15 protein-coding genes are annotated in these 15,391 nt (G+C 69.1%); 11 read left to right on the top strand and 4 right to left on the bottom strand.

Annotation, left to right across the window (positions count from 1 at the left end; genetic code table 11):
• Positions 1–11: 11 nt before the first annotated feature.
• The 6 genes from OH686_RS17495 (at position 12) to OH686_RS17470 (ending at position 7,158) form a co-directional block, all read left to right on the top strand.
• On the top strand, positions 12–1,250 hold the full coding sequence (locus OH686_RS17495) for a 3-hydroxyacyl-CoA dehydrogenase (RefSeq protein ID WP_289534174.1): 1,239 nt from the start codon (positions 12–14) through the stop codon (positions 1,248–1,250).
• Complete coding sequence (locus OH686_RS17490; RefSeq protein WP_289534173.1) at positions 1,247–3,037, top strand: acyl-CoA dehydrogenase C-terminal domain-containing protein; 1,791 nt, start codon at positions 1,247–1,249, stop codon at positions 3,035–3,037. Before OH686_RS17495 ends, OH686_RS17490 begins: the two co-directional genes overlap by 4 nt.
• Before the next feature lie 95 nt (positions 3,038–3,132).
• Complete coding sequence (locus OH686_RS17485) at positions 3,133–4,125, top strand: CE1 family esterase (protein WP_289534172.1); 993 nt, start codon at positions 3,133–3,135, stop codon at positions 4,123–4,125.
• Between the two features lie 17 nt (positions 4,126–4,142).
• Complete coding sequence (locus tag OH686_RS17480) at positions 4,143–5,306, top strand: iron-containing alcohol dehydrogenase (protein WP_289534171.1); 1,164 nt, start codon at positions 4,143–4,145, stop codon at positions 5,304–5,306.
• Positions 5,307–5,510: 204 nt separating this feature from the next.
• Entirely contained in the window at positions 5,511–5,945 is a 435-nt protein-coding gene (locus tag OH686_RS17475) for an acyl-CoA thioesterase (RefSeq protein WP_289534170.1), read from the top strand.
• Between the two features lie 28 nt (positions 5,946–5,973).
• Positions 5,974–7,158 carry an acetyl-CoA C-acyltransferase gene (locus tag OH686_RS17470; protein WP_289534169.1) on the top strand — a complete coding sequence of 395 codons (1,185 nt, stop codon included), beginning with the start codon at positions 5,974–5,976 and terminating at the stop codon, positions 7,156–7,158.
• A gap of 60 nt (positions 7,159–7,218) precedes the next feature.
• Here OH686_RS17470 and OH686_RS17465 read toward each other — a convergent pair whose 3' ends face one another.
• On the bottom strand, positions 7,219–8,646 hold the full coding sequence (locus tag OH686_RS17465; RefSeq protein ID WP_289534168.1) for an HD domain-containing phosphohydrolase: 1,428 nt from the start codon (positions 8,644–8,646) through the stop codon (positions 7,219–7,221).
• A 107-nt stretch (positions 8,647–8,753) separates the two neighbouring features.
• Here OH686_RS17465 and OH686_RS17460 point away from each other — a divergent pair, with 107 nt between their 5' ends.
• Positions 8,754–9,524 carry an alpha/beta hydrolase gene (locus OH686_RS17460; protein ID WP_289534167.1) on the top strand — a complete coding sequence of 257 codons (771 nt, stop codon included), beginning with the start codon at positions 8,754–8,756 and terminating at the stop codon, positions 9,522–9,524.
• A gap of 116 nt (positions 9,525–9,640) precedes the next feature.
• On the opposite strand, the gene hemH is transcribed toward OH686_RS17460, so the two are convergent.
• Both hemH and OH686_RS17450 read right to left on the bottom strand, forming a co-directional pair.
• Positions 9,641–10,663 (bottom strand): ferrochelatase, encoded by a 1,023-nt coding sequence (gene hemH, locus OH686_RS17455; protein ID WP_289534166.1) that lies wholly within the window; start codon positions 10,661–10,663, stop codon positions 9,641–9,643.
• Positions 10,660–11,565: a TIGR01777 family oxidoreductase gene (locus OH686_RS17450; protein WP_289534165.1), complete on the bottom strand. Its 906-nt coding sequence runs from the start codon at positions 11,563–11,565 to the stop codon at positions 10,660–10,662. Before OH686_RS17450 ends, hemH begins: the two co-directional genes overlap by 4 nt.
• 219 nt (positions 11,566–11,784) lie before the next feature.
• Here OH686_RS17450 and OH686_RS17445 point away from each other — a divergent pair, with 219 nt between their 5' ends.
• Genes OH686_RS17445 through OH686_RS17430 form a run of 4 tightly spaced genes read left to right on the top strand, consistent with a single transcriptional unit; the run spans position 11,785 to position 14,866 of the window.
• Positions 11,785–12,771, top strand: a complete 987-nt coding sequence (locus tag OH686_RS17445; protein ID WP_289534164.1) for an NAD(P)/FAD-dependent oxidoreductase — start codon at positions 11,785–11,787, stop codon at positions 12,769–12,771.
• The gene (locus OH686_RS17440; RefSeq protein ID WP_289534163.1) at positions 12,768–12,989 is read left to right on the top strand and encodes a TIGR02450 family Trp-rich protein; all 222 of its coding nucleotides are present in this window, start codon (positions 12,768–12,770) and stop codon (positions 12,987–12,989) included. Before OH686_RS17445 ends, OH686_RS17440 begins: the two co-directional genes overlap by 4 nt.
• 43 nt (positions 12,990–13,032) lie before the next feature.
• Positions 13,033–14,025: a 23S rRNA (adenine(1618)-N(6))-methyltransferase RlmF gene (gene rlmF, locus OH686_RS17435; RefSeq protein ID WP_289534162.1), complete on the top strand. Its 993-nt coding sequence runs from the start codon at positions 13,033–13,035 to the stop codon at positions 14,023–14,025.
• A 43-nt stretch (positions 14,026–14,068) separates the two neighbouring features.
• Positions 14,069–14,866: a substrate-binding periplasmic protein gene (locus OH686_RS17430; protein WP_289534161.1), complete on the top strand. Its 798-nt coding sequence runs from the start codon at positions 14,069–14,071 to the stop codon at positions 14,864–14,866.
• 16 nt (positions 14,867–14,882) lie between these two features.
• Here OH686_RS17430 and OH686_RS17425 read toward each other — a convergent pair whose 3' ends face one another.
• Complete coding sequence (locus tag OH686_RS17425) at positions 14,883–15,302, bottom strand: Lrp/AsnC family transcriptional regulator (RefSeq protein ID WP_137971171.1); 420 nt, start codon at positions 15,300–15,302, stop codon at positions 14,883–14,885.
• Positions 15,303–15,391: the final 89 nt, after the last annotated feature.

The following is a 15,391-nucleotide window of genomic DNA, read 5'->3' as shown; positions in this document are numbered from 1 at the left end:
GAGGTAGGGCTATGAGTAACAACTACAAGATCGAACAGGCAGCCGTGATCGGCGCCGGCACCATGGGCCGCGGCATCGTCATCAGCCTGGCCAACGCCGGCATCCCGGTGCTGTGGCTGGACAACAACCCGCAGATGGTCGAGGCCGGTCTCAAGATGGCCGAGGACACCTGGGCGCAGAACGTCGCCAAGGGCCGCATCAGCACCGGCGAGGCCAGCCTGCGCCTGTCGCGCATCGAGGCGGTGAACGACTACGCCGACCTGGCCGAGGTCGATCTGGTGATCGAGGCGGTCTACGAGAACCTCGAACTCAAGCAGGAAATCTTCCGTACCCTCGACCGCATCGTGAAGCCCGGCGCGATCCTCGCCAGTAACACCTCGGCGCTGGACATCGACGCCATCGCCGCGGTCACCGCCCGCCCGCAGGACGTGCTGGGTCTGCACTTCTTCAGCCCGGCGCACATCATGAAGCTGCTGGAGATCGTGCGCGGCGCGCAGACCGCGCCGGCCGTGCTGGACGCCGCCGTGGCCCTCGGCCAGCGCATCGGCAAGATCAGCGTCGTGGCCGGCAACTGCGACGGCTTCATCGGCAACCGCATGCTGCACACCTACGTGTTCGAGGCGCGCAGCATGCTGCTGGAAGGCGCCTACCCGCACCAGGTGGACAGCGCCCTGCAGGGCTTCGGCTTCGCCATGGGCCCGTTCCGCATGTACGACGTGGTCGGCATCGACCTGGAATGGCGCGCCCGCGAGCTGGCCGGCAAGGGCCAGGACGTGGCCCAGGTGCAGGTGGACAACCGCCTGTGCGAACTCGGCCGCTTCGGCCAGAAGGCCGGCAAGGGCTACTACGTCTACGCGCCGGGCAGCCGCCAGGCCGAGCACGACCCGGAGGTGGATGCCCTGGTGCAGCGCGAAGCCGAGCGCCTCGGCTATCAGCGCCGCGATGTCGGCCCCGAGGAAATCCTCGAGCGCTGCCTGCTGGCCCTGGTCAACGAGGGCGCGAAGATTCTCGAGGAGAACATCGCCGCCAACGCCCATGACATCGACCTGGTGTATCTGAACGGCTACGGCTTCCCCGCCGACAAGGGCGGGCCGATGGCCTGGGCCGACGCCCAGGGCGTGGCCGCGATCCGCGAGCGCCTGCTGCAGCTGACCGAACGCTTCGGCGCGCACTGGCAGCCGGCCGGCCTGATCGACCGCCTGGTGGCCGATGGCAAGCAATTCGCCGACGTACAGGAGGGCCGCGCATGAGCTATCAAGCCCCCCTGCGCGACATGCGCTTCGTCCTGCACGAATTGTTCGACGTCGCCGGCCACTGCGAGCGCCTGGGCAACGGCCTCGACCGCGAACTGATCGACGGCGTGCTGGAGGAGGCCGCGGCCTTCACCGGCAACGAGATCGCCCCGCTCAACCGCAACAGCGACGAGGAAGGCTGCCGCCTGGAAGACGGCAAGGTCACCACGCCCAAGGGCTTCCGCGCCGCCTACCAGCAGTACGTGGACAACGGCTGGGCGAGCATGACCGGGCCGACCGACTTCGGTGGCCAGGGCTTCCCGCAACTGGTGGCCTTCGCCTTTCACGAGATGCTGATGGGCGCCTCGCTGTCCTTCCGCATCTATTCCGGCCTCACCGAGGGCGCGGTGCTGGCGCTGGACAAGCACGGCAGCGCCGAGCTCAAGCGTGCCTACCTGGGCAAGATGGTCAGCGGCCAGTGGACCGGCACCATGTGCCTGACCGAGCCCCAGGCCGGCACCGACCTGGCCCTGCTGCGCACCCGCGCCGAGCCCCAGGCCGATGGCAGCTACAAGGTCACCGGCAACAAGATCTTCATCAGCGGCGGCGAGCAGGATTTCTCCGAGAACATCGTGCACCTGGTGCTGGCGCGCCTGCCGGACGCCCCGGCCGGGGTGAAGGGCATCAGCCTGCTGCTGGTGCCCAAATTCATCGCCAATGCCGATGGCACGCCGGGCGCGAAGAACGCACTGAGCTGCGGTGCCATCGAGCACAAGATGGGCATCAAGGGCGCCTCCACCTGCGTGATGAACTTCGACGGCGCCACCGGCTGGCTGGTCGGCGAGGCCAACCAGGGCCTGGCGTGCATGTTCACCATGATGAACGACGCGCGCTTCCAGGTCGGCCTGCAGGGCCTGGGCATCGGCGAGGCGGCCTTCCAGGGTGCCCTGCGCTATGCCCGCGAGCGCCTGCAGTCGCGTGGCCTGACCGGTGCCGTGGCGCCCGAGAAGGCGGCCGACCCGATCATCGTGCACCCGGATGTGCGCCGCATGCTGCTGACCCAGAAGACCCTGGTCGAAGGCTGCCGCATGCTCGCCGCCTACACCGCGCGCCAACTCGACCTGGAACACGGCGCCGAGGAACCCGCCGCGCGCAAGGCCGCCGGCAAGCGCGCCGCGCTACTGATCCCGATCGTCAAGGCCTTCTTCACCGATATGGGCCAGGAAGTCGCCAGCCATGCGGTGCAGGTCTACGGCGGCCATGGCTTCATCCGCGAGTGGGGCATGGAGCAGTTGATGCGCGACAGCCGCATCACCCAGCTGTATGAAGGCACCAACGGCATCCAGGCCCTCGACCTGATCCGCCGCAAGCTGCTGGGCGACGGCGGTGCCGAGCTGGGCGCGCTGATCGACGAGCTGGCCGCCCACGCCCGCGACGCCGCCGCGCAGCCGGCCCTGGCCGAGTCTGCGCGCCTGGTCGAACAACGCCTGCAGCAATGGCGCGAGCTGGCCGCCCAGGTGATCGCCAACAGCCAGGCAGATGCCCAGGAAATCGGCGCGGCCTCGGTGGACTTCCTGCAGTACTCGGCCTATGTGTTGCTGGCCGGCTTGTGGCTGCAGGCCGCCGCCACCGCCCAGCAGGCACTGGACGCGGGCACTGGCGAGGCGGCCTTCTACCAGGCCAAGCTGCACAGCGCCGAGTTCTACCTGCGCCGCGTGCTGCCACGCGCCAGCAGCCACCGCGAGGCCCTGCTGGGCGGTGCGGACTGCCTGATGGCGATGGCCGAAGAGAGCTTCGCGTTCTGATGCCGCTGTGAAATTGGCGTTGCGCGCGGCGATGCCCTGCAGGTTTCTGCATGGGCATCCCCGCGTGCAACCCTCGACTCCACCCTGAGGCACCCATGAGAAAAACAACAAGAGTGCTGACCCTGCTTCTACCGCTGGCCCTGTTGCTGGGCGGGCTGTACCTGTACTTCCTGCATACGCCGGCGCCGTCCACCGCCGCGCCGAGCGCCGAACTGCAGCGCGGCCGCATCCAGGTCGGCGAGCTGCAGCGCGACTATGCCTTCCATGTCCCGGCCGGATTGCCGGCCAAGGCGCCGCTGCTGTTCGTGCTGCATGGCTCGCTGCAGAGCATCGACGACATCCGCACCTACAGCGCCTACCAGTTCGAGCACCTGGCCGACGAGCACGGCTTCATCGTGGTCTACCCCCAGGGTTTCAAGGACAACTGGAACGACTGCCGCCGCGCCGCCGACTACCCGGCGCGCACCCGCAACATCGATGATCTCGGCCTGCTCGCCGCCCTGGTGCAGCGCTTCGCCGCCGAGCACGGCGCCGATCCCCGGCGCGCCTTCCTGGTCGGCTACTCCAACGGTGGCCAACTGGGCCTGCGCGCGGCGCTGGAGCGCCCGCAACTGCTGGCCGGCGTCGCCGCCGTGGCGGCCAACCTGCCGACCGATGCCAACCTGGACTGCGCACCCTCCGGCCAGGCCGTGCCGGTGCTGCTGATGAACGGCACCCGCGACCCGATCAACCCCTACAACGGCGGCCCAGTCAGCCTGTTCGGCTTCGGCGACCGCGGCAACGTGCGCTCGGCCTACGAGTCGGCGCTGTACTTCGCCAATCTCGCCGGCTACCCGCGCGAGGCCGTGCGCAGCAGCACGGCCTGGCGCGATCCGGCGGACCCGGCGCAGCACGTCAGCCTCGACCAGTGGCAGGCCGAGGGCCGCGCCGAGGTGGCCCTGTACGGGGTGATCGGCGGCGGCCACCTGCTGCCCCAGGCCGGCTTCCGCGCGCCGCGCCTGCTCGGCCCCACCCTTTCCGGTTTCGACGGCCCACAGGCCATCTGGGACTTCTTCGCCCGCCAGCAGCCCGTGCCGGCGCAGCCCTGACCTTCGGAGGACTTGTCATGCAACCCTTCAGCTTCGCCACCACCGCGCAGATCCTCTGCGAATCCGGCGCCGCCGCGCGCCTCGCCAGCCTGTGCCAGGAGCGCGGCGCCCAGCGCGTGATGCTGGTCACCGACCCCGGCATCACCCGCTTCGGCCTGCTCGACGGCGTGCTGCCCGGCTTCGCCCAGGCCGGCGTGGCCGTGGAGGTGTTCGACCAGGTGATCGCCGACCCGCCCGAAGCGATCGTGCTCAACGCCGTGGAGCGCGCCCGTGCGCTGGGCGCCGACCTGGTGGTCGGCTTCGGCGGCGGCAGCTCGATGGACGTGGCCAAGCTGGTCGCCCTGCTCGCCCACCCCAACTGCCAGCAGGCACTCAAGGACATCTACGGCGTGGGCAATGCGCGCGGCCAGCGCCTGCCGCTGATCCAGATGCCGACCACCGCCGGCACCGGCTCGGAAGTGACGCCGATCTCCATCGTCACCACCGGCGAAACCACCAAGATGGGCGTGGTCTCGCCGCTGCTGCTGCCGGACCTGGCCCTGCTCGACGCCGAGCTGACCCTCGGCCTGCCGCCGGCGGTGACCGCCGCCACCGGCATCGACGCCATGGTCCACGCCATCGAGGCCTACACCACCAAGCTGAAGAAGAACCCGCTGTCCGACCTGCTGGCCCGCGAGGCCCTGCGCCTGCTGGCCGCCAATCTGGATGAGGCGGTGCACAACGGACAAAACCGCGAGGCGCGTCAGGCCATGCTGCTGGGCGCCTGCCTGGCCGGCCAGGCCTTCGCCAACGCGCCGGTGGCGGCGGTGCACGCCCTGGCCTATCCGCTGGGCGGGCACTTCCATATTCCGCATGGTCTGAGTAACGCCCTGGTGCTGCCGCATGTGCTGCGCTTCAACGCGCCGGCGGCCACCCCGCTGTATGCCGAACTGGCGCCGCTGCTGCTCGGCGAGCGCTTCAAGGGTGACAGCGCGGAGCAGTGCGCCGCCGAGTTCATCAACGAACTGGCCGCGCTGAACCAGCGCTGCGGGCTGCCCAGCCGCCTGCGCGACGCCGGCGTGCCGGAAGCCATGCTGCCGACCCTGGCCAGCGATGCGATGCTGCAGCAGCGTCTGCTGGTGAACAATCCGCGCGAGGTCAGCGAGGCCGATGCGCTGGCCATCTACCGGGCGGCGTATTGAATAGCTCCCTCTCCCTCTGGGAGAGGGCTAGGGTGAGGGTGACGCAGGCAACTCGGAGTAGCGTGTAAATCCCTCACCCCCGCCCCTCTCCCAAACGGAGAGGGGTGACCAATGCTGACCAATAGCCCGCAATACAGCCCACGAATCAAAGTATCCCGCGCACCACCCAGGCCTTAGGGTGATGCGCAAGCACGAGGACCGAGCATGAACCCACCGCAGCACCTGCGCGGCGACTACGCCCACTTCCAGCCGATCACCACGCGCTGGCACGACAACGACGTCTACGGCCACGTCAACAACGTCGTCTATTACGGGTTCTTCGACAGCGCGGTGAACACCTACCTGATCGAGGTCGGCGGCCTGGATATCCACGAGGGCGAGGTGATCGGCTTCGTGGTCAGCTCGTCGTGCGACTACTTCGCCTCCATCGCCTTCCCCGAGCGCATCGAGGTCGGCCTACGCGTCGGCAAGCTGGGCAACAGCTCGGTGCAGTACGAACTGGCCATCTTCAAGGCCGGCGAAGACGAAGCCTGCGCCGCCGGGCGCTTCGTCCACGTGTTCGTCGACCGTGCCAGCAACCGGCCGGTGCCGATTCCCGAAAACCTGCGCCAGGCGCTCGCCCGCCTGCTGCGCGACTGATACGAAGACCACAACAGAGGATTCCGCCATGCAAGACGCCGTCATCGTCTCCACCGCCCGCACGCCGATCGCCAAGGCCTTCCGCGGCGCCTTCAACGACCTCAAGTCGCCGTCCATGGCCGCCGTCGCCCTGCGCGCCGCCGTCGAGCGCGCCGGCATCGAGCCGGGCGAGATCGAGGACGTGGTGATGGGCACCGCCATGCAGGGTGGCACCGCCGCGATCAACCTGGCGCGCCTGTCCAGCCTGGCCGCCGGCCTGCCGCTGTCGGTCAGCGGCCAGACCATCGACCGCCAGTGCGCTTCCGGCCTGATGGCCATCTCCATCGCCGCCAAGCAGATCATGGTCGACGGCATGGCCGTCACCGTCGGCGCCGGCCAGGAGCAGATCAGCCTGGTGCAGAACACCCACATGAAATGGTCCGGTGCCGACTACGACCCGGCCGTGGTGAAGATGGCCGAGCATGCCTACATGCCGATGCTGCAGACCGCCGAGATCGTCGCCAAGCGCTACAACATCAGCCGCGAGGCCCAGGACGAATACGGCTTCCTGTCCCAGCAGCGCACCGCCGCCGCCCAGGCCGCCGGCCTGTTCGCCGATGAGATCGTCCCGGTCACCGCCCGCAAGAAGCTGGTGGACAAGGAAACCGACGCGATCAGCTTCGAAGACGTCACCCTGAGCCTGGACGAGGGCAACCGCCCGCAGACCGTGCTGGACGACCTGACCAAGCTCAAGCCGGTCATCGAAGGTGGCTGCATCACCGCCGGCAACGCCAGCCAGCTGTCCGACGGCGCCAGCGCCAGCGTGCTGATGAGCGGCGCCCTGGCCGCCCAGCGCGGCATCCAGCCGCTGGGCCTGTACCGCGGCATCGCCGTGGCCGGCCTGGCCCCGGAAGAGATGGGCATCGGCCCGGTATTCGCCGTACCCAAGCTGCTCAAGCAGCACGGCCTCACCGTCGACGACATCGGCCTGTGGGAGCTCAACGAGGCCTTCGCCTGCCAGGTGCTGTACAGCGCCCAGAAGCTCGGCATCGACCCGGCCAAGCTGAACGTCAACGGCGGCGCCATCTCCATCGGCCACCCCTACGGCATGAGCGGCGCGCGCATGGTCGGCCACGCCCTGCTGGAAGGTAAGCGTCGCGGCGTAAAGTACGTGGTGATCACCATGTGCGTCGGCGGCGGCATGGGCGCTGCCGGGCTGTTCGAGGTGCTGTAAGCGCCTGATCGCTGGCAGGTTGAAAACGGAGGCCTCGGCCTCCGTTTTTCTTTGCCGGCCTCAGATCAGCCCAAGAGTGAACGCCTTCAGCGTCGCCGCCGCGCGGGTGGTGCACTGCAGTTTGCGGAACACGCTCTCGACATGGGTGCGCACCGTGCTCGGGCTGATGCCGAGCTGGCGGGCCACCTCCTTGTTGCTGCCGCCGAGGCTGATGCACCTGAGGATCTGCGTCTCTCGTTCGCTCAGCAGGCCGTTGCCGCTCCGGCATGGCGCCAGGGCACCGTCGCCACGCGCCGCCGCGATCACCGCCTGACAGGCCTGCGGATCGAAACGCCCACGCCCGGCCTCGTCGAGCAGCACGCGCTGCGCCTCGCCCGCGTCGAAGGCTGGCCGCCAGGGCCGCTCGCTGCCCAGCGCCTGCCAGGCGAGCGCCGCCGCCAGCAGACGCTGCGCGGATGGCAGCGCCTCGCCGCCCAGTTCACGGAAATAGCCGCTGCCGTCCAGTCGCTCGTAGGCGCTGGAGGCGAGCTTTCCGGGCGCCGCCAGGGCGGGGATGCGGCTGCAGGCGCGGGCCGTCCAGTAGGGCACCAGGCGAATCTGCTCGAAGTCCCCGGCAAGCGGTGCACCCGGGGCGTTCCAGATACGGTTGGGCACCGCCGCGCGGCCGATGCCATGGATCAGCGCGGCCTGGGCCGCCTGCTCGACCACGGCTTCGTCCAGGCTCCATAGCCGGCCGGCCTGGCGCACCAGCTCGGCGGCGCGCCGCGAGTAGCCGGCCAGCCAGGGCAGCTTCAGGTCGATCACGTCCGCCACCAGGGTCAGCGGCACCTGCGCCCCGCTCGCATCGAGTTCCTCCTCGGGCGCATCGGCGATCTCCAGCCAGTCCGCGGCATGCCGCGCCAGCTCCGCGGCGAGTACCGCCGGATAGCGCCGGTCGGCCTGGGCGGCGATCCACGCCAGCGCGGCTTCCAACCCGTGCACGCGCGCGAGGATCTCCAGATCGCCCGCCAGCATCACCTGATACACCACCTCCGGCACCTGGGGGTGGCGCAGGCCGAAGGGTCTGCCCTGGCCATCGAACTGCTCGAACACGTTACGCAGGCCCTGCTCGACCGCCGCGCCCAGGCCCAGGGTATGGGCGACCTCGCCGGCCACCTCGCAATGCACCACGGCCAACGGCGTGGTGCGGCGCATGGCGCGCCGGCCGGCGCTGTCCAGCGTCTGGCTGAGCATGGCGCTGCGCCCGCCCACGTCGTCGCCGAGCAGGCGGGCGAAGCCCTCGGCATTGGCGGTGCAGCCCGACCAGCGCAGCAGGGACACCTGGCGGGCGACCTCTGCGTGCTCGCCAGCGCCGTGGCAGGCCTGGGCGAGCAACCGCGCCAGGCGCGCGCTGCGCCGCGACTGGCCGAGCGGCTGGCCCATGCTGAGGTCGCCGACCATGGACAGGGCGAGGACCGCCGCCTGCAACTCGATGCCATCACTCGCCATGCCGCTTCTCCACTCCTGCCCAGCAAGCAGGCCTCGGATAAACGACCGATACCCGGATGCCGGAGGCTCCTCGACACTGCACATCAACCCCCACAGGAGACTCCACCATGTTCAAACCCAAGACTCTCGCCCTCGCCCTCGCCATGAGTGCATCGCTGTTCACCATGGGCAGCCAGGCGGCCACCCAGGAACCCTCGGTCGTGATCGTCCACGGCGCCTTCGCCGACGGCTCCGACTGGGCAAAGGTAGTGCCGCTGCTGCAGTCCGAAGGCATCAAGGTCACCGTGGTGCAGAACCCGTTGACCTCCCTGACCGACGACGTGGCTGCCACCCAGCGCGTACTGAACAACCAGGAAGGTGACGTGGTGCTGGTCGGTCACTCCTGGGGCGGCACGGTGATCAGCCAGGCCGGTGCCGATCAGAAGGTGCGCAGCCTGGTGTATGTGGCCGCCTTCGCCCCCGATGCGGGCCAGGCCACCAAGGAACTGGGCAAAGATTACCCCGCGCCGTCCGGTGTGAGCGAGATCGTGCCGGACAAGAACGGCTTCCTCTACCTGACGCCCAAGGGCATGGCCGACGACTTCGCCCAGGACCTGCCGGCCGAGCAGACCAGCGTCATGCTCGCGACCCAGGGCCCGATCCGCGCCGCGGCCTTCGAGGACAGGACCAGCGTGGCGGCCTGGAAGACCAAGCCGAGCTGGTTCGTCGTCGCCAACGAGGACCGCATGATCCAGCCGGATCTGCAACGCGCCTTCGCCAAGAAGATCGGTGCCCGCACCACCGAGCTGAAGGCCAGCCACGTGCCGCAGCAGTCGCGCCCGGCTGAAGTGGCCAAGGTCATCATCGAGGCGGTGCACCAGACTCACGAAAATCGCTAGTACGGCAAGCGGACCGGGACGCGCCGCCATGGCGCGTCCCGCCTGCGGTTCGTTGCCCAATCCGACTGCCAAAGCAGCGACCTCACACGAAAAACGGGGCCGCAGCCCCGTCTCGTTCACAGCCCTTGCGGCGCCCTCTCGCACAGCACCTTCAAGGCCTCCACCCATTGCGGGTGATCGTTCAGGCAGGGCACCAGCACCAGCTGTTCGCCACCGGCCTCCTGGAACTGCTCGCGGCCGCGATCGCCGATCTCCTCCAGGGTCTCGATGCAATCGGCGACGAAGGCCGGGCACATCACCAGCAGCTTCTTCACGCCGGCCTTGGCCAGTTCGTCCAGACGCGTCTCGGTATAGGGCTCGATCCACTTGGCGCGGCCCAGGCGCGACTGGAACGACACCGACCACTTGCCCGCCGGCAGCCCGGCGCGCTCGGCGAACAGCTCGGCGCTGCGCAGGCACTGGGCGCGATAGCAGTGGGCGAGCACCTGGGGCGAAGCGGTACGGCAGCAGTCGGCGCCCTTCAGGCAGTGGCCGCTCGGGTCGAGCTTGTGCAGATGGCGCTCGGGCAGGCCGTGGAAGCTCAGCAGCAGATGGTCGAAGTCCTGCTCCAGATGCGGCCTGGCGCTGGCCACCAGGGCGTCCAGGTATTCCGGCTCGGCGTAGAACGGCGGCAGCTCGGCGAACTGCAGCGTCAGGTTCTGCTCGCGCACCACCCGGCGCACTTCCTCCAGCGCCGTGGTGGTGGTGCTGTCGGCAAACTGCGGGTAGAGCGGCGCCAGGGTCACCTTGCGCACACCCTGGGCCACCAGGCGGTTGAGCACCGTCTCGATGCACGGCTCGCCGTAGCGCATGGCCAGCTCCACCGGGCCGTGCGGCCAGTGCGGCTGCATGGCCTGCTGCAGGCGGCGACTGAGCACGATCAGCGGCGAGCCGCCTTCCCACCAGATCGATGAGTAGGCATGCGCCGATTGCTCCGGCCGCTTGATCAGGATCAGCGACACCAGCAGCCGGCGCAGCGGCCAGGGCAGGTCGACCACGTAGGGGTCCATGAGGAACTGGTTGAGGTAGCGACGCACGTCAGCCACCGAGGTGGAGGCCGGCGAACCCAGGTTGATCAACAGCAGGGCATGATCGGTCATGCGGTGTCCTTGAACAGGTCGGCCAGGGCCGAGTCGAGATCGGTGAAACGGAATTCGTAGCCGGCGGCCAGGGCGCGCTGGGGCAGCGCCTTCTGCCCGCCGAGCAGCAGCCCGGACATCTCGCCCAGGCCGAGCCGGAGCAGCGGCCCGGGCAACGGCAGTATCGCCGGGCGGCCCAGCGCACGGCCGAGGGCGCGGGCGAAGGCCTTGTTCCTGGCCGGCTGCGGCGCGCAGGCATTATAGGGACCGCGGGCATCTTCCCGCTGCAAGAGAAAATCGATCAGGCCGATTTCATCCTGCAGATGGATCCACGGCATCCACTGCCGGCCATTGCCGATCGGCCCGCCCAGGCCCAGACGGAACGGCGGCAGCATGCGCTTGAGGAAGCCACCGTCGCCGGCCAGGACCAGCCCGGTGCGCAGCAGCACCACGCGGATGCCCTGCTCCTCGGCGCGCTGCGCCGTCTCCTCCCAGGCGCCGCACAGCTGCGCGGCGAAGTCCTCGACCACCGGCGGGCTGTCCTCGTGCAGCTCGCGCTCGCCGCCGTCGCCATACCAGCCCACGGCGGAGCCGGAGATCAGCAGCCGTGGCTTGTGCTCGCGGCTCTCCAGCCAGGCCAGCAACTGTTCGGTCAGCGTGACGCGGCTGGCCCACAGCAGCGCCTTGCGCCTGTGCGTCCAGGGCCGGTCGGCGATGGGCGCGCCGGCCAGGTTGATCACCGCATCCAGTGGGCCGTCACCGTAATCCTGCAGCCGGCCGATGCCTCGTACGGCAGCGCCGCACAGGGCGGGAACCCGGTCCGGCGTGCGGCTCCACACGGTCAGCTGGTGTCCCTGCTGCAACCACTGGCGACACAGGGCACGTCCGATCAGACCTGTACCGCCGGTCAGCAATATGTGCATGGCATCCTCCTCGCATGGCGTTAACCACCTGTCACGCCCTAGTCTGAATCATGACGGCGCAACGTGCCTTTTTTCACCGAGGCCGCCGTCCCAGTTTCAGCAGGCTCACGCAGCGGATGGTGTGAGACGGGTACAACCAATGTTTGTTCACCCGTGTCCAACATGTAGCCGGCAGTAACATCGCTCCGAGAAGCGACCGGCTAGGAAACGAGGCTCACAATGAACGCACCCATCGCAATTATCGGTACCGGCCTGGCGGGCCTCTCCGCCGCCCAGGCCCTGCATGCGGCAGGGCTGGAGGTCGAGCTGTTCGACAAGAGCCGCGGCAGCGGCGGACGCATGGCCAGCAAGCGCAGCGACGTCGGCTCGCTGGACCTTGGCGCCCAGTACTTCACCGCCCGCGACCGCCGCTTCGTCGAAGTGGTCCAGCAGTGGCAGGCCCGTGGCTGGGTCGCCGAGTGGGACCCGCAGCTCTACCACTACAACGAGAACGGCCTGCTGCCCTCGCCCGACGAGCAGGTGCGCTGGGTCGGCACACCGCGCATGAGTGCCATCAGCCGCGCGCTGCTCGGCGCCCTGCCGGTGCACTTCGCCTGCCGCATCACCGAGGTGTTCCGCGGCGAACAGCACTGGAGCCTGCAGGACGCCGAGGGCAACAGCCACGGCCCCTACAGCAGCGTGATCATCGCCACCCCGGCGCCACAGGCCACCAACCTGCTGGCTGCCGCACCCAAACTGGCCGGTGCCGCTGCCAGCGTGATCATGGAGCCGACCTGGGCCGTGGCCCTGGGCTTCGCCACGTCGCTGGAAACTCGCGTCGAAGCCTGCTTCGTCCAGGGCAGCGCGCTGGACTGGCTGGCCCGCAGCCGCAGCAAGCCGGGCCGCGACGGCAGCGTCGACACCTGGGTGCTGCACGCCACCAGCACCTGGAGCAAGCAGCACTTGGACCTGCCCAAGGAGGCGGTGATCGAGCAACTGCACGGTGCCTTCGCCGAGCTGATCGGCTGCGCCCTGCCCGCCCCGACCGTCTCCCTGGCCCATCGCTGGCTCTACGCGCGCCCGGCCAGCGCCCACGAGTGGGGCGCCCTGGCCGACGCCGACCTGGGCCTGTATGCCTGCGGCGACTGGTGCCTGTCCGGCCGGGTGGAAGGCGCCTGGCTCAGCGGCCAGGAGGTGGCGCGGCGCCTGCTGGAACATCGCCAGTGACACCGACGCGGATCAACCCGCGCAAGCTGCTGCTGTCGAAGTGGACGGCGCGCGCCCCGCAGAACCGCGAGCGCCACTTCCTGGTGACCGAGCTGCATCACGATGACGACGGCAGGCTGCTGACGGTGGACCTGCAGGCCGTACTCACCGGCCGCAGCGAGCGCCTCGACTGGCGCCGGCTGCAGGACCCGCAGCGCTGGCAGATGGGCTGGAAGTAGCGGCTGTGGGACAATGCGCGCCCCGCCCGCCGAACCGCCCGTCATGCGCCAGAAAGCTCAGCCGCCCCGCCAACCCAAAGCCGTCGTCAAAGGCCAGTTGCACCCGCGCAACCGTCACCAGGGTCGCTACGACTTTCCCAAGCTGATCGAGGCCAGCCCGGAGCTGGGCCGCTTCGTCATCCTCAACCCCTACGGCAAGCAGAGCATCGACTTCGCCGATCCCGAGGCGGTGAAGGTGTTCAACCGCGCGCTGATGCGCCAGCTGTACGGCATCGCCCACTGGGACATTCCACCGGGCTACCTGTGCCCGCCGATTCCCGGCCGCGCCGACTACCTGCACGGCCTGGCCGACCTGCTGGCCGAGAGCAACGATGGCGCCATTCCGCGCGGCAAGGCGGTTCGCGCACTGGACATCGGCACCGGCGCCAACTGCATCTACCCGCTGCTCGGCCATAGCGACTACGGCTGGCGCTTCCTCGGCTCCGACATCGACCCGGTGGCCCTGGCCGCCGCCCGCGTGATCGTACAGGCCAACGGTCTGGCCGACGCCATCGAGCTGCGCCAGCAGAGCGAGCCGCAGCACATCTTCCAGGGCCTGCTGGCCAGCGACGAACGCTTCACCCTGACCCTGTGCAACCCGCCCTTCCACGCCTCCGCCGCCGAGGCGGTGAGCGGCAGCACGCGCAAGTGGAAGAACCTCGGCAAGCTCGACCCCAAGCGCAAGCTGCCGGTGCTGAACTTCGGCGGACAGAGCAACGAGCTGTGGTGCGAGGGTGGCGAGGCCGCCTTCCTGCGGCGCATGGCGGGCGAGAGCGCGGCGGTGGCCGGCCAGGTGCTGTGGTTCAGCAGCCTGGTGTCCAAGGCCAGCAACCTGCCCGGCCTGGAAGCCGCGCTGAAGAAGGCCGGCGCGCTGGAGGTGCGCCAGCTGAACATGGCCCAGGGCAACAAGCAGAGCCGCTTCGTCGCCTGGACCTTCCACGAGGTCGCCGCGCGGCGCGCCTGGCTGAACGGTAGCATCGCCGCCGGCGCGAACTGACTATGCTGTCGGGGTGACAGCCTCCGGGAGCCCGGGAGTCCCCATGCGCTGGAAAACCCTGCTGACGATCTGCTGCCTGTCTTGGTGCCTGGCCACCCAGGCGGAACCGCGCGAGCTGCAGATCAGCGTTGGCGACTGGCCGCCCTACCTGTCCCAGGAATTGCGCCACAGCGGCGTGATCGCCCACATCATCAGCGACCTGTTCGCCGAGGAAGGCTACAAGGTCAGCTTCCGCTTCCTGCCCTGGCCGCGTGCCTACTCGGCGGCCGCCGCCGGCAAGTTCGACGCCACCGGCGTGTGGATGCACAAGGGCGAGCGCGAGGCGGACTTCCTGTTCAGCGCGCCGCTGCTGGATGAGCGCTTCGTGTTCTTCCACCTCAAGTCGCAGCCCTTCGATTGGCACAGTTTCGACGACCTGGCCGGCATGACCCTGGGCGGCGGCCTGGAATACAGCTACGGCCCCGACTTCGATGCCTTCCTGGCCAAGGGCAAGGTGCACATGGAGCGGGTCTCCAGCGACCAGCAGAACTTCGAGAAACTGCTCAAGGAACGGGTGGTGCTCTACCCGCAGGAGATCAACGTCGGCTACGCCGCGCTGAGCCGCCACTTCACCCCGGCCGAACGCGCCCGGGTCACCCACCACCCCAGGCCACTGCTGATCAACCGCAGCTACCTGATGCTGCCCAGAAGCCTGGAAGACAGCGAGGACCTGCTGCTGCGCTTCAACCAGCGCCTGCAGGTGTTCCGCGACAGCGGCCGCTACGACCGCTACTTCCAGGACCTGCAGGCGGGCAAGTACATGCTCACCGAGGAAGAGGCGACCCAGGCATCGGCCGAATAGGCCACCGCCTCGCGCCCTACATCGCCCACTCGTTGACCACCATGTGCGTCTTCACCCGCTGCATGCCGGGGAAGCTCTCGATCACCCCGCGAATCTCGGCCAGGCGCGCCATGCTCGCCGCCTCGACCTGCACCAGCATGTCGGTCTCGCCGCTGATGCCACAGCACTGGCGGATCTCCGGGTAGGCGCGCATGCGCTCGACATAGTCCTGGCAGCGGCCGTCCTTGTAGAACAGCTCGAGGAAGGCCTTCACCCCGCCAGCGCCGGCCTCCGCCACCCGGGCGTGGTAGCCGCGGATCACCCCGCTCTGCTCCAGCTGGCGGATGCGCTCGCCGACCGCCGAACGGGACAGGCTGATTTCGCGGGCGATCTGGCTGACGGAGGTACGCGCATCCTGGCGCAGCAGGGCGATGATCTGGCGATCGAACTTGTCCACGGTGGTTCTCGGCAGCAGGCAGTTTGACGGTGGATTCCGCCAGTTTGCCGGTAAACGGCGGCGACCTGCCCGAGGCGGCGCGCTTAACA

This window comes from Pseudomonas sp. SO81, assembly GCF_030374125.1.
Classification (GTDB): Bacteria; Pseudomonadota; Gammaproteobacteria; order Pseudomonadales; family Pseudomonadaceae; genus Aquipseudomonas.
Note: the sequence above shows the minus strand (reverse complement) of the source record. Positions and strands in the feature narration are given on the sequence as shown.

What these genes read in the sequence shown, in the direction of transcription:
- rlmF (WP_289534162.1), top strand. Translation starts at nt 13,033, where the DNA reads ATGCGCCAGAAAGCTCAGCCGCCCCGCCAACCCAAAGCCGTCGTCAAA.
- OH686_RS17445 (WP_289534164.1), top strand. Translation starts at nt 11,785, where the DNA reads ATGAACGCACCCATCGCAATTATCGGTACCGGCCTGGCGGGCCTCTCC.
- OH686_RS17495 (WP_289534174.1), top strand. Translation starts at nt 12, where the DNA reads ATGAGTAACAACTACAAGATCGAACAGGCAGCCGTGATCGGCGCCGGC.
- OH686_RS17430 (WP_289534161.1), top strand. Translation starts at nt 14,069, where the DNA reads ATGCGCTGGAAAACCCTGCTGACGATCTGCTGCCTGTCTTGGTGCCTG.
- OH686_RS17490 (WP_289534173.1), top strand. Translation starts at nt 1,247, where the DNA reads ATGAGCTATCAAGCCCCCCTGCGCGACATGCGCTTCGTCCTGCACGAA.
- OH686_RS17480 (WP_289534171.1), top strand. Translation starts at nt 4,143, where the DNA reads ATGCAACCCTTCAGCTTCGCCACCACCGCGCAGATCCTCTGCGAATCC.
- OH686_RS17475 (WP_289534170.1), top strand. Translation starts at nt 5,511, where the DNA reads ATGAACCCACCGCAGCACCTGCGCGGCGACTACGCCCACTTCCAGCCG.
- OH686_RS17460 (WP_289534167.1), top strand. Translation starts at nt 8,754, where the DNA reads ATGTTCAAACCCAAGACTCTCGCCCTCGCCCTCGCCATGAGTGCATCG.
- OH686_RS17470 (WP_289534169.1), top strand. Translation starts at nt 5,974, where the DNA reads ATGCAAGACGCCGTCATCGTCTCCACCGCCCGCACGCCGATCGCCAAG.
- OH686_RS17450 (WP_289534165.1), bottom strand. Translation starts at nt 11,565, where the DNA reads ATGCACATATTGCTGACCGGCGGTACAGGTCTGATCGGACGTGCCCTG.
- hemH (WP_289534166.1), bottom strand. Translation starts at nt 10,663, where the DNA reads ATGACCGATCATGCCCTGCTGTTGATCAACCTGGGTTCGCCGGCCTCC.
- OH686_RS17485 (WP_289534172.1), top strand. Translation starts at nt 3,133, where the DNA reads ATGAGAAAAACAACAAGAGTGCTGACCCTGCTTCTACCGCTGGCCCTG.
- OH686_RS17465 (WP_289534168.1), bottom strand. Translation starts at nt 8,646, where the DNA reads ATGGCGAGTGATGGCATCGAGTTGCAGGCGGCGGTCCTCGCCCTGTCC.